Raw genomic sequence first — 22,743 nt, 5'->3', positions numbered from 1 at the left:
CCCACCAATTATTTGAATTCCAATGCCAAAGCGGCGCACCACGACTGGCCGCGCGCGCTCTGGGGCAACAACTTCAGCTGACGTCCGTGCTCATGCGGCGTAATGGTAATGGTCAGGTCCGGCTTTGGCAAAAAGCCTGTGCCTTTATCTGGCCACTCGATCAGGCACAGCGCGTCTTCATCGAAATAGTCGCGAATGCCCATGTATTCCAGCTCTTCGGGGTCTACCAGACGATAAAGGTCGAAGTGGAAGGCCCGCACATCACCGATTTCGTAGGGTTCTACCAGGGTGAACGTAGGGCTTTTTACTGCCCCTGTATGGCCCAGCCCTCGGATAATCCCTCGCGACAAGGTGGTCTTGCCCGCGCCCAAGTCACCTTCAAGAAAGATCAGGCCCGCGCCCGCTGTCACCTGGGCAATGCGCTGACCGAACGCAACCATGGCGTCTTCATCGGCCAGGAAAAGGATTACTTCAGACACGGCGATTGCTCCTCCAGCAATTGACGAATGGCGGGTATCAAGTCGCTGGCAGCCAAGCCGCGACCAAAGGTGCCCTGGCGATCCCCCGCCGTGGCGTGCAACCACACGGCCAGGCAACTGGCCTCATAAGCCGGCATGCCTTGGGCGAGCAGCGCGCCCACCAGGCCGGCCAGCACGTCGCCAAGCCCCGCCGTGGCCATCGCCGGATGGCCCTGGTCGCAGCGCGAAACACGCCCGTCCGGGCTGGCAATCAAACTGCCAGCACCCTTGAGGATAGCCACTGCATTGAATTTCTGGCTCAGCGCGCGCACCACCTTAAGACGGTCGGCCTGAACCTCATCTGTCGACAGGCCCAGCAAGCGTGCCGCCTCACCCGGATGCGGCGTGATCACACAGTGGGTGGGCAGCTGCACGCCGCCCTTGGCCAGCTGGTTCAAGGCATCGGCGTCCCAGACCTGCGCCTGCTTGGCATTGGCGGCGACCGACAGCAGGCTTTTGCCCCACGCGGCCTCACCGAGGCCCGGGCCAATGACGATGACCGAGATTTTTTCCAGCAAGCCCATTAGCTGATTCGCCGAGCTGACGCCCACGCTCATGACCTCTGGCAACCGCGCCAACGCGGCGGGCACGTGCTCGGGACGCGTGCCCAGGGACACCATGCCTGCGCCACTGCGCAAGGCGCTTTCGGCGCTCAGCAAGGCCGCGCCGCCAAAGCCGCGATCCCCCCCGATGACCAGCAAGTGCCCGAACTGGCCTTTATGAGCGTCGGGTGAACGCGCAGCCAGTTGCGGCAAATGGCCGTGCAACAGGGGCTGAACGTCGGTTATTTCATGTTTTGTCTGCGGCATGCGTCTTCAAGCTCCGATGTCTGGCAGAATTATACGCATCTAACCTGCGGTTTCCTGTGTCTCATGCCTGCCATTACCTCCGATCTGCCTGCCCTCGCCCAATCGATCAAAGACTGGGGCCGCGAGTTGGGCTTTCAACAAGTCGGCATCAGCGGCTTGGACCTGGGCGAGCATGAACAGCACCTGCAACGCTGGCTCGACGCGGGCTACCACGGCGAGATGGAGTACATGGGCGCCCATGGCAGCAAACGCTCCCACCCGGATGAGCTGGTGCCGGGCACGCTGCGCGTGGTGTCGCTGCGCATGGACTACCTGCCGGGCGACACACAAATGGCGCAGTTGCTGGCCAAGCCAGAAAAAGCCTATATCTCGCGCTACGCCCTGGGCCGCGACTACCACAAGCTGATCCGCAAGCGCGTGCAGCAACTGGCTGACCGCATCCAGGCGCAGATTGGACCATTTGGCTTTCGCGCCTTTGTCGACAGCGCCCCCGTGCTGGAAAAAGCCATCGCTGAAAAGGCCGGGCTGGGTTGGATCGGCAAGAACACCCTGGTGCTCAACCGCAAAGCCGGCAGCTATTTTTTCCTGAGCGAGCTGTTTGTCGACCTGCCGTTGCCAGTTGACGAACCCCACAGCACCGAACACTGCGGCCGCTGCACGGCGTGCCTGGATATCTGCCCCACCAATGCCTTCGTCGGCCCCTATGTGCTGGACGCGCGGCGCTGCATTTCCTACCTGACCATCGAACTGAAGAACGCGATCCCCGAAGACCTGCGCCCGTTGATCGGCAACCGTGTGTTCGGCTGCGATGACTGCCAGATCGTGTGCCCGTGGAACCGCTTCGCCCGCTCGACCGCCGAAGGTGATTTCAAGCCGCGGCACAACCTGGACAACGCCGAACTGGCCGAACTGTTCATGTGGGACGAGGATAAATTCCTCAGCAGCACCGAAGGCTCGCCGCTACGCCGCGCCGGTTACGAGCGCTGGCTGCGCAACCTGGCCGTGGGCCTGGGCAATGCGCCGTCGAGCATCCCGGTGCTGGAAGCCCTGAAAGCCCGGCGGGACTACCCTTCTGAGCTGGTGCGCGAACACGTGGAGTGGGCGCTGGCCCAGCACGCCAGCCGTTAATGCACGTCGTCGTTGTAGACGAACTTGGGCATTTCCCAGTGAAAACGGATCGCCAGCAGGCGGAGTAAAAAGCCGCTGAACAGGGTCAGCAGGATCGCTTGCTCGCTGGGCAATTCCAGGTAGAGGCACAGCATGTAGAACCAGGCGGCGAGGAATGACACGCTGGCGTACAGCTCACGGCGGAAGATCAGTGGGATGTCGTTGCAGAAAATGTCCCGCAGGATGCCGCCGAACACGCCGGTGATCACGCCACTGACCGAGGCCACCAGCATGCCGTGGCCCATTTCCAGCGCGGTCATGCAGCCGATCAGGGTAAAGGCCACCAGGCCCAGGGCGTCCAGCGCCAGGAATAAAGAGCGCAAACGACGCATCAGCGGCGCAATGAAGATTGTCACCAGCGCGGCGATGGAGGTCAGCACCAGGTATTCGGGGTGCTTGACCCACGTCAGCGGGTAATGCCCCAGCAGCACATCCCGTACGGAGCCGCCGCCCAATGCTGTCACACAGGCGATCAACACCACACCGAACCAGTCCATGCCGCGCCGCCCGGCGGACAACGCGCCCGTCATGGCTTCGGCGGTGATGGCGATGAGGTAGAGCATCAACAGCATGATGGCGATCCTTGCAAAGAGGCGCGCAGTCTAATCATTTGGTGATGGCACCAAAAGGGGGCGCCAGGCGAAAGACCGAATCACGCCCTTCGCGAGCAAGCCCGCTCCCACATTTGATCGCATTCCAAATGTGGGAGCGGGCTTGCTCGCGAAGGCGTCATGTCAGGCGCCGCTTAATCAGGCCTTGATGAAATGCTTGCGGTAATGCTGCAGCTCGGCAATCGACTCGCGAATATCATCCAGCGCCAAATGCGTGCTGCCTTTATGGAAGCTGTCTTTGACTTCCGGCGCCCAGCGCGCAGCCAGCTCCTTAAGGGTGGACACATCCAGGTTGCGGTAGTGGAAGTAGCTTTCCAGCGCCTTCATGTGGGTATAGAGGAAGCGGCGATCCTGGCAGATGCTGTTGCCGCAGATCGGCGACTTACCCTTCGGCACCCATTTTTCCAGGAAGGCAATGGTTTCGGCCTCGGCCTCAGCCATGCTGATGCGGCTGTCGCGCACGCGCTGGGTCAGGCCGGAGTTGCCATGGGTGCGGGTGTTCCACTCGTCCATGGTGGCGAGCACGGCGTCGCTGTGGTGGATAGCGATCACCGGACCTTCGGCCAAGGTATTGAGGTTGCTGTCGGTGACAATGGTGGCCATCTCGATGATGACGTCGGTGTCGGGGTTCAGACCGGTCATTTCCAGATCGATCCAAATCAGGTTCTGTGGGTTTTGCATGGCTCTATTCTCTTGGCACCTTGGCTTAGCTGCGCAGTTTAGCAGGCGGGGCCGTGCTAGACTCGCGACCGTTTTACCCAACCTTTGCATTATCGACACGGAACACCCATGGCCAAACGCCAGCTCAATCGTCGCCAAAACTGGCGCATCGAAAAGATTCAAGGTGAACGCGCCGCTCGCGCCGCCAAACGTGAATCCTCCGCCGTGGAAGCGCTTGAGGGCGGCGACCTGGGCCCTGAACAAACGGGCCTGGTGATCGCGCACTTTGGTGTGCAGGTCGAAGTGGAGGCGCTGGAAGGCGAACTCGCCGGCCAGGTGTTCCGCTGCCATTTGCGCGCCAACCTGCCAGCGCTGGTGACTGGCGACCAGGTGGTCTGGCGTGCCGGCAACCAGGGCATCGGCGTGATCGTCGCCCAGTTGCCACGCACCACCGAGCTGCGCCGCCCGGACAGCCGCGGCCAGCTCAAGCCGGTGGCGGCCAACGTCGACATGATCGTAATCGTGTTCGCGCCACTGCCCGAGCCCCACGCCAACCTGATCGACCGTTACCTGGTCGCGGCTGAACATGCCGGCATCCGCCCGCTGTTGCTGCTGAACAAGTACGACCTGATCGACGAGCAGAACGCCCCGGCGCTGAATGCGCTGCTGGCGGTGTACCGCACCCTGGGCTACCCGGTGCTGGAAGTGTCGGCCCATCACGGCAACGGCATGGAACAGCTGCAACAACAGTTGGACGGGCGCATCAGCGTGTTTGTCGGCCAATCGGGCGTGGGCAAGTCCTCGCTGGTCAACAGCCTGCTGCCGGACGTCGAAACCCGCGTGGGCCCGCTGTCGGAACTGTCCGGCCAAGGCACCCACACCACCACCACGGCGCGGTTGTTCCACTTCCCGGGCGGAGGTGAGTTGATCGACTCCCCAGGCATCCGCGAATTCGGCCTCGGCCACGTCAGCCGCAGCGACGTGGAAGCCGGTTTCATCGAGTTCAACGACCTGATCGGCACCTGCCGTTTCCGCGACTGCAAGCACGACCGCGAGCCGGGCTGTGCATTGCTCAAGGCGCTGGAAGACGGCCGCGTGCAGCAGCAGCGGATGAACAGCTATCGGTCGATCATTGCGAGTTTGCCGGAAAGCAGTTACTGACAGGCCCCTGCAAGGTAGAAACAACAAGGCCGCGGTTATCGCGGCCTTGTTGTATGTGCGGGTTAGGAACCTGCCTTGGGAACCGTAGGATCCTTCACCCCACCATCATCAAACAGATTCAGCTTCTGACGCAGTTCATGGGCTGGCAACGGCTCCTGCCCTGGCGGAATCGCGTTCGGGTCAGCTGGAACCTCGCCCGGCGCGCCGGCGCCTGGGGTGGGTGCGGGTGGCGGTTGGTCACCTTCAATCGCACGCTGGGCCTTTTTGGTCAGCACCACGATGTCGATCCTGCGGTTGACCGGGTTGAACGGGTCTTCATGATCAAACAGCTGCGAGGAAGCAAAGCCCACCACACGCGCCACTTGCGGGTCGGGGTAACTGCCCGCCACCAGCGCACGGCGAGCGGCGTTGGCACGGTTGGCCGACAGTTCCCAGTTGCCGAAGTCGCCCTGGCCAGCATACGGCTTGGCGTCGGTGTGGCCGCTGATGCTGATCTTGTTCGGCACCGCCTTGATGGTGTCAGCCATGGCCAGCAGGATGTCTTCAAAGTACGGCTTCAGGCGGGCGCTACCGGAGTCGAACATCGGCCGGTTGGCGGCGTCTGTGATCTGGATGCGCAAGCCTTCAGGCGTGATTTCGAAGGAAATCTGGTCCTTGAACTTCAGCAGCTGCGGGTTTTCCTCGACCTTGGTCTGCAGCTCCTGCAGCAGCAACTCCAGGCGTTCCTTCTCGACCTGCTCCGCCATGGACTCGACGGTTTCACGCTCGATCGGGATGTTCTGCTGTGGCGTCTCGGTCTTGACCTCGGGGTTGATGGTGCGCTCGGGCGCCAACTGCGGCGAGCCGCCCAGGTCGATCACGAAGGGCGTGCCGCTTTCCGAGAAACCAATCGGGTCCTTGAAGTAACCGGCGATGGCGATCTTCTGTTCAGGCGTGGCGGTAGACATCAACCACAGCACCAGGAAGAACGCCATCATCGCCGTCGCGAAGTCGGCGAAGGCGATTTTCCAGGCGCCGCCATGGTGCCCCGCAGCGAAGCGCTTGACGCGCTTGATGATTATCGGCTGGTTGTTTTCCATGACTTAGCGACCGCGAACCGCTTGTTCCAGCTCGGCAAAACTTGGGCGGTGTTTCGGGTACAGCACCTTGCGCCCGAACTCCACCGCCAGCGATGGCGGCATGCCAGAGGCCGAAGCCACCAGGCACGCCTTGATCGCTTCGTAGAGGTTCACTTCTTCCTTGGCGTCGTGGGCCAGGGAAGTGGCCAGCGGGCCGAAGAAACCGTAGGCCGCCAGAATACCGAAGAAGGTACCCACGAGTGCCGCGCCCACGTGCATGCCGATGGCCTTCTGGTCGCCTTCGCCCAGGGAGGCCATGGTGACCACGATACCCAGTACCGCCGCGACGATACCGAAACCGGGCATGCCGTCGGCAATGCCGGTCACCGCGTGAGAAGGGTGTTCCAGCTCTTCCTTGAGGCTGAACAGTTCCATGTCGAACAGGCCTTCCAGCTCATGGGGGGCCATGTTGCCGGAGGACATGATGCGCAGGTAGTCACAGATGTAGGCAGTCATGCGCTCATCTTTGAGCACGGCCGGGTACTTGGCGAAAATCGGGCTGGCCGCGGCATCTTCGATGTCAGCTTCGATGGCCATCATGCCTTCGCGGCGGCTCTTGTTGAGGATCTCGTAGATCAGCCCCAGCACATCCAGGTAGAAGGTGTGGGAGAAGCGCGAGCTGAACATGCCCAGCGACTTCTTGATCACGTGCATGGTCATGTAGCCAGGGTTGGCCTGCAGGAATGCACCAAACGCGGCACCACCGATAATCAGCACTTCGAAAGGCTGGATCAGTGCAGCAATTTTACCGTGGGACAGGACGTACCCACCGAGCACGCTTGCGATGACGACGATGATGCCGATAATTTTAGCCATAGGGGATCTGTACTTGCGCCGTCGGGTTCATGGACATATTGGGTGTAGCCGAAAACTCTTGTTCTACTTATCGGCAAAACTGCGCCAGACTATAGCCCGTTAAGGCGAAAAGCCAATTCGGCCCGTTCCGGGCGTGTTGAATGCAAGTGATGATCGCGCCCCAATCATGGCTAATGAAACGACAGTCCCAAGTTCAAGACCCACCACCCTCGCCGCTTGGATCAAGCGCCTGGACGATGTGCTGCTGCCCGTCCCGCAGGCCAGCCACGAGCGCGTGTGCAAGGCCATCCGCGACAGCCGCAGTTCGTTGCGAGACATTGCCGAGCTGATGCAGAACAGCCCCGCGCTGGTGCTCAGCGTGATGCGTGAAGCCAACAGCCACACCCATGGCAGCCTGGCGGAGCCGGCCGAAAACCTCGAAGTGGCGCTCAACCGTCTTGGCCTCAAGCGCGCCGAAGAGCTGCTGGCGCGGTTGCCTTCGGTGCCGGCCAACGAGATTCCCGTGGCGCTGCGCCAACTGCTGCTGGTGAGCCAGCATGCCTCGCAGCAAGCCAACGGCCTGTTCGCCAGCCGCCTGGCAAGGCTGTGGCAAGACATCCACTGGGGCAGCCTGTTGTTCCTGTCGCCGTTGTGGCCAATGGCCGTGGCGTACCCCAAGCTCCTGGAAGAATGGGAACTGCGGGTGATCCACAAGGGGCAGTCCGCGCGCCAGGTCGAGCAGGAATTGTTCGGTGTGCGCCTGCTGGACCTGTGCATCGGCCTGACCGAAACCTGGCACCTGCCGATCTGGGTCTCCCAGGGCTACACGCTCTTGCTGACCGAGCAGCGCCTGCTGGTCAAGGCCCTGCACATCGCCCGTGAAGATGACCCGCTGCGCCACCAGCAGCTGCTCGATGCCGAACCCAATTTGCGTCGCTGGCTGAATCAGCCCGCCAATACAGTACTGCTGGCCAACGGCCTGGCGATGTCGACTCAAGAGTCCTGGACCTGCCCACACACCGAGCGCTGGCAATACCTCACCGCGCTTTACCTGCAAGCGCCTCTGGGTGATGTGCAGCAACAGGTTCACCAGCAAGCGGTGACCAGCGCTCGTGCGACCCTGATGCCCGACCTGTGGCACCCGGCGCTGTCGCTGATCTGGCCGTGGCATGTGCAGAAGATCCATCGCGGCTTGCTGCCGGCGCCGCCACCCACGGCCGAATCCCTGGCGGTGTGGCGCAAGCGCTGCACCGAATTGCTGGTGGAGCCAAGCCGCTTTGCCAACGCCATGCACCTGACCACCTGCGCCAAAGAGGCCCTGGTGGCCAGCGGCATGCAACGGGTCTTGCTGTTCATGGCCGATCGCGCCCTGAGTACGCTGCGGGTGCACCAGGCTGACGGCTTGCCGAAGGACGCCGCGAACCTGAGCCTGGACGTGGTCAACAGCACGCTGCTGCAACGCTTGCTGGAGAAATCCGCCCAAGTACGCCTCAACCCCGAGAACCATGCGCAATTTTCGGCGCTATTGCCGCCGATCCTGCGTCGCCTGTTCACCGGCGAGCATTTGCTGCTGCGCTCCCTGAGCTGCAATGGCCGCGTGGTAATGCTGATGGTGGCCGACCAGGGTGGCGGGCCGTTCTCGGAAACCACCGTGCAGGCCTTCGGCAAAACCGCCCAATGCATCGAGAAAGCCCTGCACAGCTTTACCAACCGCAGCGCCTGATGCTTGCGCTACAATCGCCCTCTTTTATCGCCAACATTTGTGCCCAGGAGACCTCACATGCCTGACTTCTCTGGCTTGCCGCTGGTGATCGAGTCCAGCGACCTGCAAGGTCGCCTTGATGCCGAACACCTGATTCTGGTGGATCTCACCAGTGCCGCCCGCTACGCCGAAGGGCATATCCGCGGCGCGCATTTCGTTGACCCCAAGCGCACCCAACTGGGCCAGCCACCCGCCCCGGGCTTGCTGCCCCACAAGGCCGACCTGGAAAAACTGTTCGGCGAGCTGGGCCACACCCCGGACGCGACCTACGTGGTCTATGACGACGAAGGCGGCGGCTGGGCCGGGCGCTTCATCTGGATGCTCGACGTGATCGGCCACCAGAAATACCACTACCTGGACGGCGGCCTGCTGGCGTGGCTCGAAGGTCAGCACCCGGTAACCACCGACGTGCCCGCGCCTGTCGGCGGCCCGGTCAGCCTCACGTTGCACGATGGCCCCACGGCCACCCGCGAATACCTGCAAAGCCGTCTCGGCGCTGCCGATCTGGGCATCTGGGATGCGCGCGGCCCACTGGAATACTCCGGCGAAAAAGTGCTCGCCGCCAAGGGTGGCCACATCCCTGGCGCCGTGAACTTCGAATGGACCGCCGGCATGGACAAGGCGCGCAACCTGCGCATCCGCCGTGACATGCCGCAGATCCTCGAAGACCTCGGGCTGACCCGCGACAAAGAAATCATCACCCATTGCCAGACTCACCACCGCTCTGGCTTCACCTACCTGGTGGCCAAGGCGCTCGGTTATCCGCGAGTCAAAGGTTATGCCGGTTCCTGGGGCGAATGGGGCAACCACCCCGACACCCCCGTCGAGATTTAAGGTTTAAGGACAGTTATGAAAAAGCAGTTGTTTATCCTCAGCCAGTACTTGCTGCCACACCACTTGCTGTCGCGCCTGGCCGGCTGCATCGCCGAGTGCCGCGTGCGCTGGTTCAAGAATGCCTTCACCAGTTGGTTCGCCAAGCGCTATCAGGTGGACATGTCCCAGGCCCTGGTGGAAGACGTGACCGCCTACGAGCATTTCAACGCCTTCTTCACCCGCGCCTTGAAAGACGGCGCCCGCCCGCTGGATCAAACCCCTGGCGCGGTACTGAGCCCGGCCGACGGTGCCGTCAGCCAATTGGGCCCGATCGAACACGGTCGCGTGTTCCAGGCCAAGGGCCACAGCTTCAGCGTGCTGGAGTTGCTGGGCGGCGACGCAGCCGTTGCTGCACCGTTCATGGGCGGCGACTTCGCAACCGTGTACCTGTCGCCGAAGGACTACCACCGCGTGCACATGCCGCTGGCCGGCACCCTGCGCGAGATGATCTACATTCCGGGGCGCATCTTCTCGGTGAACCAGACCACCGCCGAAAACGTGCCTGAGCTGTTTGCCCGTAACGAACGCGTTGCCTGCATCTTCGACACCGAACGCGGCCCAATGGCCGTGGTACTGGTGGGTGCGATGATTGTGGCGTCGATTGAAACCGTATGGGCTGGCCTGGTGACGCCGCCGAAACGCGAGCTGAAAACCTTCCGTTACGACGAAGCCGCGCGTGCGCCGATTCATCTGGAAAAAGGTGCGGAGCTGGGTCGCTTCAAGCTGGGTTCGACCGCGATCGTGCTGTTCGGGCCAGATCAGGTGAAGTGGGCTGAAGCGTTGGCGGCGGGCACGCCAGTGCAGATGGGCCAAGGTATCGCTGCACCTAAAGCCTGACGTAAAACCCACTGTGGGACGGGCTTGTGTGGGAGCGGGCTTGCTCGCGAAGGCGGTGTATCAGTTCATATATCTGTGACTGAACCACCGCCTTCGCGAGCAAGCCCGCTCCCACATTTTTTTGACCGTATTTCTTCAGTTACAGCTGTCCGTCGCGGTCGCGGAAGCCCAGCAGATACAGCACGCCATCCAACCCCAACGTCGAAATCGCCTGCTTGGCCGACTGCTTCACCAACGGCTTGGCGCGGAACGCCACACCCAGCCCGGCAATCGCCAGCATCGGCAAATCGTTCGCACCGTCGCCGACCGCAATGGTCTGCTCCAGACGCAAGCCTTCCTTGTGGGCCAATTCCTTCAGCAGATCCGCCTTGCGCTGCGCGTCCACAATCGGCTCGACCGCCACGCCCGTCACCTTGCCATCCACCACTTCCAGCTCGTTGGCGAACACGTAGTCGATGCCCAGCTTGGCCTGCAATTGCTTGGCGAAGTAGGTGAAGCCACCGGACAGGATCGCGGTCTTGTAGCCCAGGCGCTTGAGTTCGGCGAACAGGGTCTCGGCGCCTTCGGTCAGGCGCAGGGAGGCGCCGATGGAATCCAGCACGCTGACGTCCAGGCCCTTGAGCAGCGCCAGACGCTCCTTGAAGCTTGCACGGAAGTCCAGCTCACCCGCCATGGCGCGCTCGGTGATTTCAGAGACCTGCTCACCCACACCGGCCGCCTTGGCCAGTTCGTCGATGACTTCGGCTTCAATCAGCGTGGAGTCCATGTCGAACACGGCCAGGCGGCGGTTGCGACGGAACAGCGAATCCTCCTGGAAGGCGATGTCGACATTCAGCGCCTGGGCCACGCTGAGGAACTCGGCGCGCAGCGCTTGCGGGTCAGCCGGTTCGCCGCGCACGGAGAACTCGATGCAACCCTTGCCTTTGTCGGCCGGCGTGTCCAAAGGCATGCGGCCCGACAGACGGTCGATATGGTCGATATTCAGGCCGTATTGCGCGGTGATAGCGCTGACACGCTGCAATTGTTCGGCGGTTACCTTGCGGGTCAGCAGGGTCACGATGTGGCGCTTCTTGCCCTGGCCCGCCACCCAATGCTGGTAGTCCTCTTCGGACACCGGGGTGAAACGCACCTGCTGATCCAGCTTGTACGCCGTAAACAGGATGTCCTTGAGGACCGAGGACGCCTGTTCAGTGCTCGGGATCTCCACCAGGATGCCGAACGACAGGGTGTCGTGGATCACTGCCTGGCCGATGTCGAGAATGTTCACACCACCCTGGGCCAGAACGCCGGTAATAGCCGCAGTAAGACCCGGACGGTCTTCACCGGTGATGTTAATCAGGACAATTTCGCGCAAAGCGCACCCCCAGGCTGGAAAAAAACCGCATTCTACCCACTTTCAGTGACCATCGGGCACAGCCAGCGCTTTGCCGGTTCTAGGGCTGTCGCTATACTGCGCGTCAACTTCACGGACCAAGAGCCGAGCGCAAGTGAACCGGCCCACGCCAGTAAAAACCGATAACTTCTTCCTGCTGATCTTCCGGGCACTGCGCCACCGCCGTGTACCGATCGCATTACGCATCGCCAGCCATAACGTGATCCTGGTCGCCCTGGCCCTGGTGATCTACGCCTGCGTGATGGGGTTGCAGTTCAAGCAGGCCATGCACGAGCAAGCCGACGCCCTGGGCGAGAGCCTGACCACCCAGACCGCCACCTCGGCGACTGAGCTGCTGGTGTCCAACGACATCCTCAGCCTCAACGTGCTGCTCAACAACCTGACCAAGAACCCGCTGGTGGCCCATGCCGCCATCTACAGCGTGGACAACCGGATCATGGCCGAAGCCGGGCAGCGCCCGAAAAACGGCCTGTTGGGCGAAGTCGAAGGCCTGTACTCCAGCAATATCACGTTCCAGGACGTGAAGGCCGGCCAACTGCGCATCAGCCTCGACATGCAACAGTTCCAGCAGCCGATGACCATCAGCCTGCAAAGCATGGGCATTTTGAGCGCGATCCTGCTGGCATTGGCCCTGGCCTTGAGCCTGCGCCTGGGCCGGCACATCTCCACGCCTCTGATGCAACTGCGCATCTGGCTGCGCGATATCGACGAACACACCCCGGCCACCGACCGCCAGGATGAAATCGGCGACCTCGCCCGCCAGTTGCACGCCAGTTTCGCCCCGGAACCGGCCGTGCGCGAGCCGGAACCAGAGCCTGAATTCGATGACGTCGACTACGACGATGAACCTGAGTTTGAAGTGCGCAACCTGCGCGACCCGGGTTTTGATGAAAGCACGCCGGTGGCTGGCCTCAAGCCAGCGACCCGCCAGGTGATCAGGGCTGAAGAAGACGAACTGGACGACGAAGACCCGTTCGCCGACTTGCGCGACAACTCATCGGCCCCAGTTGCAGCGCCCAAGCCCGTGCCAGTGAAGAACGCCGAGCCTCAGCACAGCGCCGTACTGGCGGTGCAACTGGGTGCCCAGGACCAACTGCGCCGCCTGCCCCGCGCCCGCCTGACCGAGCTGCTGGAGCGCTACCGCGACTGCCTGGACCAGGCGGCCTCGCTGTACCAGAGCGAGCTGCATACTCTGAACGATGGCAGTACGCTGATGCTGTTCCATAGTGAAGACAGCGGCGAAGACTACCTGACCAACGCCATCTGCTGCGGCGAGTTGCTGCGTGCCCTGGGCCATGCCCTGCAAATCGAAGTGGCCGACAGCGGCATTACCTTGCAACTGCAACTGGGCCTGACGGTGGGCGACGACCTGTTCGGCATCAGCCAGATCGACCTGCTGCTCACCGAAATCGCCCAGGATGCACTGGCCTTGTCCCAGCACAGCCGCAACCTGCTGCTGGTTGAACGCAAGATCAGTGAAGACACGCTGATCCGCCAGCGTGCACGCATCCGCCCGATTGCCAGCCCTGAGGGCGCAAGCTGCGTGGAGCGGTTGATGGAGCCATACCCGTCGATGCTTGAGCGACAACTGGCGCGGATGCACGAGACCCGTACAAAACCTTGATGATCGCCACATAACCCCTGTGGGAGCGGGCTTGCTCGCGAATGCGGAATGTCAGCCGGATACATCGGTGACTGAACCACCGGTTTCGCGGGCAAGCCCGCTCCCACAGTTGATCTTCGGTGTCACTCAAATCTCGTACAAACAAAAAGGCCCGCTGAATCAGCGGGCCTTTTTTGTATCTGCATTGCGCTTAGAACCTGAACACTTCCATATCCGTACGGATTGGCGTGGCCATCGGCATCTTTGGCTTCTGCGGCTCAGCAGGCTTGGCCGGGGCCGGAGCCTGCTTGCGCGGTGCCTCGGCAATCGGCGGCTGGTTAGCCAGCGGCTTGAGGGCCACCGACAACTGCTGTGCCAAGTGCTGCAACAACACGCCCTGGGCCTGGACCTGGGACGCGGTGGTACCGGTGTGTTCTTCCTGCAGGTGCACGATACGGTTGTCCCGCACTTGCCCGCGACGGTCGATCAAACGCCACTGTGCATCCAGGATCGCCGGTTGCGAAGCGCCCGAATCGAGCCGCGTGATGGTCAGCAACACCTGCACATCCGGGGTGAACCCGGTGGGTGCAGGCGCCAGCACCACACGCTGGCTGTCCAACTGACCCGCCACCTGGCGCAGCATCAGCTGGTTGATGTCGGAGGACAAACTGCCCGCCCAACGACCGTCAGTGGAACCTTGGAGGCTGCCATCGTTCTGACGTTGCAGCAGGGTTTCGCGTTGCAGGTAGTCCGCAACGACTACCGGGCCCAGCAATACGGCCATACCAGCGGTTTGAGCTGGCTGAGCCGGACTTCCGCTGTCCAGCTGGTACAGCGACACAGGCTGGTGTGTGCTGCAACCCGCCAGCCCCAGAAGGCCAGCGAGCATCAAAATTAGAGGAAGGCGTGGAGCAGTCATCATCCCATCCAGGTGGCTGCCACAAGGCGAACCACAATGTAATACTAAAAATAACCTAAACACGCTCGGCCACGCCGGCGTTGGAAAGGCCATATCATCCGTGAATATGCGCCATGACTCCAGCGCCAAAGCGCCGATCTACGCGTTAAATCGTAGATCGGGGGCTCTAATCGGCGTTAAACCGGCGTTTCTACCAACAAAGCATCCACACGCTGGAAGCCACGCGGCAGTTTGTTACCACGCCGGCCGCGCTCGCCCTTGTAGTGCTCAAGGTCGTCGGGGCGCAGCGACAGCGTACGCTTGCCGGCTTGAAGCACCAGGGTAGCGCCTTCCGGGATCACCGCGATGTCGGTCACGTACTCTTCGCGACTGGCCACGCGCTCGCCCGGGATACCAATGATCTTGTTGCCTTTACCTTTGCCCAGTTGCGGCAGGTCGCTGATCTTGAAGACCAGCAAGCGGCCTTCGGTGGTCACCGACGCCAGCCAATTGCTATCACGGTCATCCACCGGACGCGGCAGGATCACCTTGGCGTTGTTCGGCAGGCTCAACAGTGCCTTGCCCGCCTTGTTCTTGGCCTGCAGGTCTTCGCCTTTCACGACAAAGCCATACCCGGCGTCGGAAGCGATCACATACAGCGCGTCATCGTCGGGCAGCAGCACACACTCGAAGTTTGCCCCCGGTGGCGGCGTGAGGCGCCCGGTAAGCGGCTCGCCCTGCCCCCGTGCGGATGGCAACGTATGGGCCGGCACCGAATAGCTGCGCCCGGTCGAGTCGATAAACACCGCAAACTGGTTGGAACGCCCGGCTGCGGCGGTCTTGAACCCGTCGCCAGCCTTGTACGACAAGCCAGTGGCGTCAATATCATGCCCTTTGGCTGAACGAACCCAACCCTTTTCCGACAGAACGACGGTAATTTTCTCGTTTGGCAGCAGCTCGGTTTCTGTCAGAGCTTTCGCCTCAGCGCGCTGAACGATCGGCGAGCGACGGTCATCACCGTAGGTTTCGGCGTCTTTGATCAATTCGCTGCGCACCAGCTTCTTGAGCTTGGCTTCGCTGCCCAGCAGGGCCTGCAGCTTGGCTTGCTCCTTGAGCAGGGCATCCTGCTCGTCGCGCAGCTTCATTTCTTCCAGTCGTGCCAACTGGCGCAAGCGGGTGTCGAGGATGTAGTCGGCCTGGATCTCGCTCAGCTGGAACTCGGCGATCAGCTCGGCCTTCGGGTGTTCGGCCGTGCGGATGATGTGGATCACTCTGTCCAGGTTGAGATAGGCAATCAGCAAGCCGTCCAACAGGTGCAGGCGGCGCTCGACCTTGTCGAGGCGAAATTGCAGGCGGCGACGCACGGTCTGTATGCGGAACTCCAGCCACTCCACCAGCAGGTTGCGCAGGTTCTTGAGCTGCGGCTTGCCGTCCAGGCCAATGATGTTGACGTTGACCCGATAGCTGGACTCAAGGTCGGTGCTGGCAAACAGGTGCTGCATCAGCACTTCGTGGTCGACCCGGCTGTTGGTCGGGATGATCACGATGCGGCACGGGTTCTCGTGGTCGGATTCGTCGCGCAAGTCGGCAACCTGCGGCAACTTCGACGGCTTGGCCTGCATCAGCGCGGCGATCTGTTCCAGCACCTTGGCGCCGGACACCTGGTGCGGCAGCGCGGTGACGATGATGTCGCCGTCTTCGACGTGGTACACGGCGCGCATGCGCACCGAGCCCTTGCCGGTTTCGTACATTTTCAGCAAGTCGGCGCGCGGCGTGATGATTTCCGCTTCAGTCGGGTAGTCCGGCCCCTGGATGTGCTCGCAGAGCTGTTCCACCGTGGCCTTGGGCTCATCGAGCAAGCGCACGCAGGCCGTGGCGACTTCCCGCAGGTTGTGCGGTGGCACGTCGGTGGCCATGCCCACGGCGATACCGGTGGTGCCATTGAGCAGGATATTCGGCAAACGTGCTGGCAACACCAGGGGTTCGTCGAGGGTACCGTCGAAGTTCGGGCCCCAGTCAGCGGTGCCCTGCCCCAATTCGCTCAGCAGCACTTCCGAATAACGCGAAAGTCGCGCTTCGGTGTACCGCATGGCGGCGAAAGACTTGGGATCATCCGGCGCCCCCCAGTTGCCCTGGCCGTCCACCAGCGTGTACCGGTAGCTGAACGGCTGGGCCATCAGCACCATGGCTTCGTAGCAGGCGGAGTCGCCGTGGGGGTGGAACTTACCGAGCACGTCACCGACGGTACGCGCCGACTTCTTGTGCTTGGAATCGGCATCCAGGCCCAACTCACTCATGGCGTAGATGATGCGCCGTTGCACGGGCTTCAGGCCGTCGCCGATATGCGGCAAGGCACGGTCCATGATCACGTACATGGAGTAGTTGAGGTAGGCATTTTCGGTGAAGTCAGCCAGCGACCGGCGTTCTACGCCATCTAAGCTGTCTGCGAGGATGTCACTCATGCGGGCCTCATCATTTGGTAAGACGCAGCGAAAATGTCGCGACGTCGGGTCAATTCAAGAAAATTCACGTTCATGGCTGGGCACTCCAGCCACCGGCCGGGGCGGCAAAACGATAGACCACCGGGCGTTTTTCACCATCGGCGCGCGGGCCGAAGTTATTGTCGATGCCCAGCCAGGCACCGTCAGCATCCACCACCAATGCTTCGGCCAGGCCATACGGCTGGGCGTAGCGACGCTCGGGCGTCAGGGTTTCGTCGGCAAACGACCAGCACCGCTCAACCTTGGCGGTGACCGCATCGCGCCGGCAAATCTGGAACGCATTGCGCTCCAGGGTAAACAGCTTGCCGTTGAACAGCGCCAAGTCGGCAAAGTCCTTGGACACCGCCTTGGCGTTGGTGAACTGCGACGGCTGTACGTCCTGGCCAGCCTCGCTCAGCAACACGCAGGGCCCATCGCAGTCCCATACGCTTTGCGCACGCTTGATCGAGATCAGGCCGCGCCGCTCACGTTCGGCCGCCAACCAGAGTTGATTGCCTTCAGGATTGATCGCCAGGCCTTCAAACAACGCATTGAAGTGCAGCAACATGCCACTGGCCCGTGCTTCACGCACCATGCCCGGGGCGATCTTCAACCACTGCGACTCACCGCTGACCGGCACTTGCAGCACCGCCGCATGGGCTTCGCTGACAATGTAGCGGTTGCCCGCCGCATCGCAGGTGATGCCTTCGAAATCCAGGTCGCCGCCACGAATGAACGAAGCGACCTTCGTGCGCGAACGCAGGCCCCAGGGCAACCCGGACTCGGGCACCGGTGGCACGTCGATCTTTACGGTTTCGGCCTGCCAGGTCGGCGCGCTGATATCCAGGCGGTAGATCTGGTCATCATCACGATCGGAAACCGTCCACAGGTCCTTGCCACACAGGGCCAAGCCAGAGAGGTTGCCGCCGCGCATGCCGTCGACCGGGTGCTCGGACACCAGCTTCAGTTCTGCAACGGGCGCGGCAGCCACCTGGGTGGCCGCCAACCCGCTCAACATCAGGATCGCCAGGGCGAAACCTGTGCGCATCAGCCCAGAACCTCGGCCAGATTGCCCTTGGATTCCAGCCAGGACTTGCGGTCCGGCGCGCGTTTCTTCGCCAGCAGCATATCCATCATTTCCGAGGTTTCGGCAAAGTCTTCGCCCAACGTCAACTGCACCAGGCGCCGGGTGTTCGGGTCCATGGTGGTTTCGCGCAGTTGCGGCGGGTTCATTTCACCCAGGCCTTTGAATCGCGTGACCTGCGGCTTGCCGCGTTTCTTCTCGGCCACCAGGCGGTCGAGGATGCCATCGCGTTCGGCTTCGTCCAGGGCGTAGAAAATCTCCTTGCCCAGGTCGATGCGGTACAGCGGTGGCATGGCGACATAGACGTGGCCAGCATCCACCAACGGACGGAAGTGCTGCACGAACAGTGCGCACAGCAGCGTGGCGATGTGCAGGCCGTCGGAGTCGGCGTCGGCGAGGATGCAGATCTTGCCGTAGCGCAGCTGGCTCATGTCCGCTGCGCCCGGGTCAACACCGATGGCCACAGCGATGTTGTGCACTTCCTGGCTGGCCAGGACTTCACTGCCATCGACTTCCCAGGTGTTGAGGATCTTGCCGCGCAACGGCAGGATCGCCTGGAACTCCTTATCCCGCGCTTGCTTGGCGGAACCACCGGCGGAGTCACCTTCCACCAGGAACAGTTCGGAGCGCATCGGGTCTTGCCCGGCGCAATCGGCCAGCTTGCCGGGCAGAGCCGGGCCCTGGGTGATGCGCTTGCGCTCGACCTTCTTGCTGGCTTTCAGGCGGCGGCCGGCGTTGTTGATCGCCAGCTCGGCCAGGGCCAGGCCCAGCTCAGGGTGCTCGTTGAGCCACAGGCTGAAGGCGTCTTTGACCACACCGGAGACAAACGCCGCCGCCTCACGGGACGACAGGCGCTCTTTGGTCTGGCCGGAGAATTGCGGCTCCTGCATCTTCATCGACAGCACGAACGCGATACGCTCCCACACGTCTTCCGGCGCCAGCTTCACGCCACGTGGCAGCAGGCTGCGGTATTCGCAGAATTCGCGCATGGCATCCAGCAGGCCCTGGCGCAAACCGTTGACATGAGTACCGCCCTGGGCCGTCGGGATCAGGTTGACGTAGCTTTCCTGCACGCTGTCGCCGCCCTCGGGCAACCACAGCAGCGCCCAGTCGACCGCTTCTTTATTACCGGCCAGGCTGCCGCAGAACGGCTCGTTGGGCAGGCGCTCGAACTCACTGACAGAGTCTTCGAGGTAAGAGCGCAGGCCGTCTTCGTAGTGCCACTCGACCTTTTCACCGGTGCCTTTGTCTTCAAAGGTCACCAGCAGGCCCGGGCACAACACAGCCTTGGCCTTGAGCACGTGCTTGAGGCGGCTGATGGAGAATTTTGGCGAATCGAAGTATTTCGGGTCCGGCGCGAAGTACACGCTGGTGCCGGTGTTGCGCTTGCCAACGGTGCCGATCACGGCCAGGTCGGTGGCTTTGTAGCCATCGGCGAAGGTCATCTCGTATTCGTTGCCGTCGCGCTTGACCCGCACCCGCACCAGTGTGGACAGGGCGTTGACCACCGAAATCCCCACACCGTGCAAGCCACCGGAGAACTGGTAGTTCTTGTTGGAGAACTTGCCACCTGCGTGGAGCTTGGTGAGGATCAGTTCGACGCCAGGCACACCCTCTTCCGGGTGGATGTCCACCGGCATGCCGCGACCATCGTCGGACACTTCCAGGGAATGGTCAGCGTGAAGAATGACATGCACCGACTTGGCGTGGCCCGCCAGGGCTTCGTCGACACTGTTGTCGATGACTTCCTGGGCAAGGTGGTTCGGCCGACTGGTGTCGGTGTACATGCCGGGGCGTTTGCGCACCGGGTCGAGGCCCGAGAGGACTTCGATGGCGTCGGCGTTATAGGAGCTAGCGCTGGGAGTGGCCATAGGGTCTCGTCGTGAGTCGTTCGATTAAAAAATGACCTGCGATTTTCAAAGAGCTGCGAAATCGAAGGATTGATAGTGATCAGGGCCAATGCCGGCAAAACTCAGCATTGCCGGTAACTGCCGGGCAAACCCCTGGTAACCATGATCGCCACCCGCCTGGATGCGCAAGGCACAGGCCCGGTAATACTGTTGGGCAAGGCGATAATCCAGGGTTTCATCCCCGGTCTGCAACCACACCTGATAACGCGCGGCATCCTGGGGCGCCGGCACTTCCAGCTCGGCCAGGGCCGTGACGTGGTCGTGGGTCAGTTCCCAGGTTTCATCGGTGTAGAGGTTCTTCTGGGTGCCCAGGTAACCGTCGAACATGCGATGCGGGCTGACGGCCGGGTTGACCAGCAGCGCCTTGAGGCCATGGCGTTCGGCAAGATGGGTTGCATAGTAGCCGCCGAGTGAGCTGCCGACCAGCAGTGGCCGCCCCAGTTCGGCAATCGCCGCTTCCAACTGGGGAATCGCCTGGCGTGGGTGGTGATGCAAAGCCGGCACACGCAGTTGGTCGGCCAGGCCGAGTGCGCCCATCACGGTAGTCAACTGAGTGGCCTTGTTGGACGCCGGCGCGCTGTTGAAACCGTGGATATAGAGGATCGAAGCAGACATGCCGGGCTCTCCGTGCATCAGCCAAAGAGGCGCAGTTTACAGGGATCGGGGTGGTGTGTGAGGCCCTCAATCTTCAAGACACCGAAGATCCCATGTGGGAGCTGGCTTGCCTGCGATGGCGGTCTACCTGCCAATAAATGTGTGACTGACACACCGCTATCGCAGGCAAGCCAGCTCCCACATTTTGATCAGTGTTTTCAGCTTTTAATAACCGTTGCTGCCGTAATCCACGGTGAAGGCGAAGCCCTGGACCCGTTCAATGCCTGTCTCCAACCGTCCGTCGGGGTGCAGGCGCAGCCAGCGGTAACCCGGCGCCTGCTCGCTGACGTTGAAGTCCTCGCTGCCCGGCGCGAACTGGATACAGGTGGACGGCGAAGCCAGCAACCGCACGCCATTGCGCTGGCGGTCGATTTCCTGGTGCACATGGCCCCAGAGCACCGCCTTGACCTGCGGGAAGCGATCAAGCACGGTAAACAGCGCGTCAGGGTTGCGCAGGCCGATAGGCTCCATCCACGCGCTGCCGATCGGTACCGGATGGTGATGGAAGCACACCAGATGGTGCCTGTTTGGCGCCTCGCTCAAGGCCTGGGCGAGCAATTGCAATTGTTGGTCCTGCAGATAACCCGGCACCGAACCCGGCACGGCGGAGTCCAGCAGGGTGACGCGCCAGTTGCCGATGTCGACCACCGGCTCCAGCAAATCGCTGTGTATGGCGGCGTGCGCCATGATCTGCGGCTCGTCGTGGTTGCCCGGAATCCAGCGCGCCGGAGCGTCGATGGCCCGGGTCATCTCGCGAAACTGCTGGTACGACGCCAGCGTACCGTCCTGGGAAAGGTCGCCCGTGGCCAGTATCAGGTCGATCTGCGGCTGCTGCGCGCACACCAAGTCGATCACCCGCTGCAGGCTTTCGCGGGTGTTCATGCCCAGCAGCGTGCCGTCGGCCTCGGCAAACAGGTGGCTGTCGGACAGTTGCACCAGCAACGCCGAAGCATCGGGGCTCACGGTGGATACGCTCGGCAAGGCGCTCTCCCTAGGCAATCACAGGAATGGACAGTTGGCGTGATTATGCTGGGCAGGACACAAAGGGGAAACCCAAGGAAGCAGACACAGTTCACATCTACCGCACGACTTCGAACTCGTGGCCCAGGGCCAGGCAGTGACTCAACCACTCGCCGAGGAACACATTGAGCTGTGCTTTCTCATCGGGCTGGTGCATGAACACGTTGGGGTAAGGATAGATGCTGCGAAAGCGTCGCGCATGTTCGGCGCTGATCACTTCGGCCATCCGCGCGTCGTGGTACACCTGCACTTCCAACTGCGGCACCGGCAGCCAGGGTAGGCTGTGCTCCTGGCGCACCCGCAGGGTGGTGGTGTACGGGCAGGTGAGCATGACCTCCAGGGTCAGCACGCCGAGCATCTGGTCGCCGTGGGTCACGGCAATGCGCCGCGCCTCAGGCGTATGGCGCATGTCGGGAAGCAGGCGCATCAATCGCGCATAGTTGGCCTCGCAGGCCGCTTGCAGCCCCACCAGGTCAACTCGATAACGTTCCCGTGCCTTTACTGCCATAACCCCCTCACTTCCGCGCGATTAAGCGCAAGCCATTGCAGGGCGATGATGCTGGCTGCGTTGGAAATTCTGCCGTCGCGCACCGCTTGCAGGGCATCCTCGAACGCCCAAGTGGTGACGCGGATATCTTCAGCCTCTTCTTCCAATCCATGGACGCCACCTGCACCTTTGCTGTCGCAACGGCCGAGGTACAGGTGGACAAACTCGGTACTGCCGCCGGGCGAAGGGAAATACTTGGTGATCGGCCACAACGCGGAGAACGTCAGCCCAGCTTCCTCCTCGGCTTCGCGGTGTGCAACCTCCTCCGGCTCTTCATCCTTATCGATCAGGCCGGCGACCATTTCCACCAGCCAGGGGTTGTCGGTACGGCCCATGGCGCCTACGCGAAACTGCTCGATCAACACCACTTCATCGCGCTGCGGGTCGTAAGGCAATACGCACACGGCGTCATGACGCACAAAGACCTCACGGTTGATCACCCGGCTCATGCCGCCGTCGAACTTCTCGTGACGCAGCTGCACGCGATCAAGCTTGTAGAAGCCCTGGTAGGCATTGTCACGCTGAACAATCTCGATCTTGCTCGGCGCCGATTTCGCAATGTCCGTCATATCCTTCCTCGTAGTGCCGGTGCAATGGGCGCCATCCTAACGCGCTCCCGCCCCTTGGTGCAGCCCCTTTCCAGTTGCCGGGATAGACGGCGGGCGTCAAACTCTGGGGGCATTCTCAATTAGTTTCCCCGTCGCGCCGGGCCTGCTGCTGTGCAGGGCAAGGCGCGAGAAGCGTAGTTTGGTTTTCCAAATAAGCTTCGAGCAACGCAGCCCTGCGCAGCAACAGGCCCGGCCCTTCGGGTTGTGCCTTAAAGCGGGCCATGCTGCGTTGCAG

21 protein-coding genes are annotated in these 22,743 nt (G+C 62.1%); 6 read left to right on the top strand and 15 right to left on the bottom strand.

Annotated elements, in window-relative coordinates:
* Positions 1–8: 8 nt before the first annotated feature.
* Positions 9–479, bottom strand: coding sequence for a tRNA (adenosine(37)-N6)-threonylcarbamoyltransferase complex ATPase subunit type 1 TsaE (tsaE, locus tag HX803_RS01830; protein WP_178918675.1), 471 nt, complete (start codon positions 477–479; stop codon positions 9–11).
* Positions 467–1,327 (bottom strand): NAD(P)H-hydrate dehydratase, encoded by an 861-nt coding sequence (locus HX803_RS01825; RefSeq protein WP_178918674.1) that lies wholly within the window; start codon positions 1,325–1,327, stop codon positions 467–469. Before HX803_RS01825 ends, tsaE begins: the two co-directional genes overlap by 13 nt.
* Positions 1,328–1,390: 63 nt before the next feature.
* Between HX803_RS01825 and queG the strand changes: the two genes are divergently transcribed.
* Positions 1,391–2,455, top strand: a complete 1,065-nt coding sequence (queG, locus tag HX803_RS01820) for a tRNA epoxyqueuosine(34) reductase QueG (protein ID WP_176997140.1) — start codon at positions 1,391–1,393, stop codon at positions 2,453–2,455.
* Here the strand turns inward: queG and HX803_RS01815 are convergent.
* Together HX803_RS01815 and orn are read right to left on the bottom strand one after the other, a co-directional pair.
* Positions 2,452–3,069 (bottom strand): trimeric intracellular cation channel family protein, encoded by a 618-nt coding sequence (locus tag HX803_RS01815; protein ID WP_176997469.1) that lies wholly within the window; start codon positions 3,067–3,069, stop codon positions 2,452–2,454. The genes queG and HX803_RS01815 overlap by 4 nt on opposite strands.
* Before the next feature lie 174 nt (positions 3,070–3,243).
* On the bottom strand, positions 3,244–3,786 hold the full coding sequence (orn, locus tag HX803_RS01810; protein WP_010213620.1) for an oligoribonuclease: 543 nt from the start codon (positions 3,784–3,786) through the stop codon (positions 3,244–3,246).
* A gap of 108 nt (positions 3,787–3,894) precedes the next feature.
* Here orn and rsgA point away from each other — a divergent pair, with 108 nt between their 5' ends.
* Positions 3,895–4,926 (top strand): small ribosomal subunit biogenesis GTPase RsgA, encoded by a 1,032-nt coding sequence (gene rsgA, locus HX803_RS01805; protein WP_178918673.1) that lies wholly within the window; start codon positions 3,895–3,897, stop codon positions 4,924–4,926.
* 62 nt (positions 4,927–4,988) lie between these two features.
* On the opposite strand, the gene motB is transcribed toward rsgA, so the two are convergent.
* Positions 4,989–6,005 (bottom strand): flagellar motor protein MotB, encoded by a 1,017-nt coding sequence (gene motB, locus HX803_RS01800; protein WP_176997142.1) that lies wholly within the window; start codon positions 6,003–6,005, stop codon positions 4,989–4,991.
* Between the two features lie 3 nt (positions 6,006–6,008).
* Entirely contained in the window at positions 6,009–6,860 is an 852-nt protein-coding gene (gene motA, locus HX803_RS01795) for a flagellar motor stator protein MotA (protein WP_176997143.1), read from the bottom strand.
* Positions 6,861–7,026: 166 nt separating this feature from the next.
* On the opposite strand from motA, the gene HX803_RS01790 reads away from it, so the two are divergent.
* From HX803_RS01790 to asd, 3 genes are read left to right on the top strand one after another with little or no spacing between them, the layout of a single operon-like run.
* Positions 7,027–8,562 carry an HDOD domain-containing protein gene (locus tag HX803_RS01790; RefSeq protein ID WP_178918672.1) on the top strand — a complete coding sequence of 512 codons (1,536 nt, stop codon included), beginning with the start codon at positions 7,027–7,029 and terminating at the stop codon, positions 8,560–8,562.
* A 57-nt stretch (positions 8,563–8,619) separates the two neighbouring features.
* Positions 8,620–9,435, top strand: a complete 816-nt coding sequence (locus HX803_RS01785) for a rhodanese-like domain-containing protein (protein WP_178918671.1) — start codon at positions 8,620–8,622, stop codon at positions 9,433–9,435.
* A 15-nt stretch (positions 9,436–9,450) separates the two neighbouring features.
* The gene (gene asd, locus HX803_RS01780) at positions 9,451–10,311 is read left to right on the top strand and encodes an archaetidylserine decarboxylase (protein WP_178918670.1); all 861 of its coding nucleotides are present in this window, start codon (positions 9,451–9,453) and stop codon (positions 10,309–10,311) included.
* Between the two features lie 139 nt (positions 10,312–10,450).
* On the opposite strand, the gene serB is transcribed toward asd, so the two are convergent.
* A complete protein-coding gene (gene serB / locus HX803_RS01775) occupies positions 10,451–11,665 on the bottom strand; it encodes a phosphoserine phosphatase SerB (RefSeq protein WP_178918669.1) in 1,215 nt (404 codons plus the stop codon).
* A gap of 133 nt (positions 11,666–11,798) precedes the next feature.
* Between serB and HX803_RS01770 the strand changes: the two genes are divergently transcribed.
* Positions 11,799–13,328 carry an AhpA/YtjB family protein gene (locus HX803_RS01770; RefSeq protein WP_178918668.1) on the top strand — a complete coding sequence of 510 codons (1,530 nt, stop codon included), beginning with the start codon at positions 11,799–11,801 and terminating at the stop codon, positions 13,326–13,328.
* Positions 13,329–13,518: 190 nt separating this feature from the next.
* On the opposite strand, the gene HX803_RS01765 is transcribed toward HX803_RS01770, so the two are convergent.
* The 8 genes from HX803_RS01765 to HX803_RS01730 form a co-directional block, all read right to left on the bottom strand.
* Positions 13,519–14,226 (bottom strand): membrane integrity-associated transporter subunit PqiC, encoded by a 708-nt coding sequence (locus HX803_RS01765; protein ID WP_176997148.1) that lies wholly within the window; start codon positions 14,224–14,226, stop codon positions 13,519–13,521.
* Positions 14,227–14,402: 176 nt separating this feature from the next.
* Entirely contained in the window at positions 14,403–16,667 is a 2,265-nt protein-coding gene (gene parC / locus HX803_RS01760) for a DNA topoisomerase IV subunit A (RefSeq protein ID WP_176997149.1), read from the bottom strand.
* Positions 16,668–16,737: 70 nt separating this feature from the next.
* Complete coding sequence (locus HX803_RS01755) at positions 16,738–17,733, bottom strand: esterase-like activity of phytase family protein (RefSeq protein ID WP_178918667.1); 996 nt, start codon at positions 17,731–17,733, stop codon at positions 16,738–16,740.
* On the bottom strand, positions 17,733–19,640 hold the full coding sequence (gene parE, locus HX803_RS01750; RefSeq protein ID WP_178918666.1) for a DNA topoisomerase IV subunit B: 1,908 nt from the start codon (positions 19,638–19,640) through the stop codon (positions 17,733–17,735). Before parE ends, HX803_RS01755 begins: the two co-directional genes overlap by 1 nt.
* Positions 19,641–19,685: 45 nt before the next feature.
* On the bottom strand, positions 19,686–20,294 hold the full coding sequence (locus HX803_RS01745) for a YqiA/YcfP family alpha/beta fold hydrolase (protein WP_178918665.1): 609 nt from the start codon (positions 20,292–20,294) through the stop codon (positions 19,686–19,688).
* A 204-nt stretch (positions 20,295–20,498) separates the two neighbouring features.
* A complete protein-coding gene (cpdA, locus tag HX803_RS01740; RefSeq protein ID WP_178918664.1) occupies positions 20,499–21,314 on the bottom strand; it encodes a 3',5'-cyclic-AMP phosphodiesterase in 816 nt (271 codons plus the stop codon).
* Positions 21,315–21,411: 97 nt separating this feature from the next.
* Entirely contained in the window at positions 21,412–21,861 is a 450-nt protein-coding gene (locus HX803_RS01735) for a DUF1249 domain-containing protein (RefSeq protein WP_176997154.1), read from the bottom strand.
* Entirely contained in the window at positions 21,852–22,469 is a 618-nt protein-coding gene (locus tag HX803_RS01730; RefSeq protein WP_178918663.1) for an NUDIX domain-containing protein, read from the bottom strand. Before HX803_RS01730 ends, HX803_RS01735 begins: the two co-directional genes overlap by 10 nt.
* Between the last annotated feature and the right edge of the window lie 274 nt (positions 22,470–22,743).

The organism is Pseudomonas sp. P7548 (assembly GCF_013386585.1).
Taxonomy (GTDB): Bacteria; Pseudomonadota; Gammaproteobacteria; order Pseudomonadales; family Pseudomonadaceae; genus Aquipseudomonas.
This window is presented reverse-complemented; position numbering and strand designations above follow the sequence as displayed.

What these genes read in the sequence shown, in the direction of transcription:
- HX803_RS01825 (WP_178918674.1), bottom strand. Translation starts at nt 1,327, where the DNA reads ATGCCGCAGACAAAACATGAAATAACCGACGTTCAGCCCCTGTTGCAC.
- queG (WP_176997140.1), top strand. Translation starts at nt 1,391, where the DNA reads ATGCCTGCCATTACCTCCGATCTGCCTGCCCTCGCCCAATCGATCAAA.
- orn (WP_010213620.1), bottom strand. Translation starts at nt 3,786, where the DNA reads ATGCAAAACCCACAGAACCTGATTTGGATCGATCTGGAAATGACCGGT.
- rsgA (WP_178918673.1), top strand. Translation starts at nt 3,895, where the DNA reads ATGGCCAAACGCCAGCTCAATCGTCGCCAAAACTGGCGCATCGAAAAG.
- motB (WP_176997142.1), bottom strand. Translation starts at nt 6,005, where the DNA reads ATGGAAAACAACCAGCCGATAATCATCAAGCGCGTCAAGCGCTTCGCT.
- motA (WP_176997143.1), bottom strand. Translation starts at nt 6,860, where the DNA reads ATGGCTAAAATTATCGGCATCATCGTCGTCATCGCAAGCGTGCTCGGT.
- HX803_RS01790 (WP_178918672.1), top strand. Translation starts at nt 7,027, where the DNA reads ATGGCTAATGAAACGACAGTCCCAAGTTCAAGACCCACCACCCTCGCC.
- HX803_RS01785 (WP_178918671.1), top strand. Translation starts at nt 8,620, where the DNA reads ATGCCTGACTTCTCTGGCTTGCCGCTGGTGATCGAGTCCAGCGACCTG.
- asd (WP_178918670.1), top strand. Translation starts at nt 9,451, where the DNA reads ATGAAAAAGCAGTTGTTTATCCTCAGCCAGTACTTGCTGCCACACCAC.
- HX803_RS01765 (WP_176997148.1), bottom strand. Translation starts at nt 14,226, where the DNA reads ATGACTGCTCCACGCCTTCCTCTAATTTTGATGCTCGCTGGCCTTCTG.
- parC (WP_176997149.1), bottom strand. Translation starts at nt 16,667, where the DNA reads ATGAGTGACATCCTCGCAGACAGCTTAGATGGCGTAGAACGCCGGTCG.
- HX803_RS01755 (WP_178918667.1), bottom strand. Translation starts at nt 17,733, where the DNA reads ATGCGCACAGGTTTCGCCCTGGCGATCCTGATGTTGAGCGGGTTGGCG.
- parE (WP_178918666.1), bottom strand. Translation starts at nt 19,640, where the DNA reads ATGGCCACTCCCAGCGCTAGCTCCTATAACGCCGACGCCATCGAAGTC.
- HX803_RS01745 (WP_178918665.1), bottom strand. Translation starts at nt 20,294, where the DNA reads ATGTCTGCTTCGATCCTCTATATCCACGGTTTCAACAGCGCGCCGGCG.
- HX803_RS01735 (WP_176997154.1), bottom strand. Translation starts at nt 21,861, where the DNA reads ATGGCAGTAAAGGCACGGGAACGTTATCGAGTTGACCTGGTGGGGCTG.
- HX803_RS01730 (WP_178918663.1), bottom strand. Translation starts at nt 22,469, where the DNA reads ATGACGGACATTGCGAAATCGGCGCCGAGCAAGATCGAGATTGTTCAG.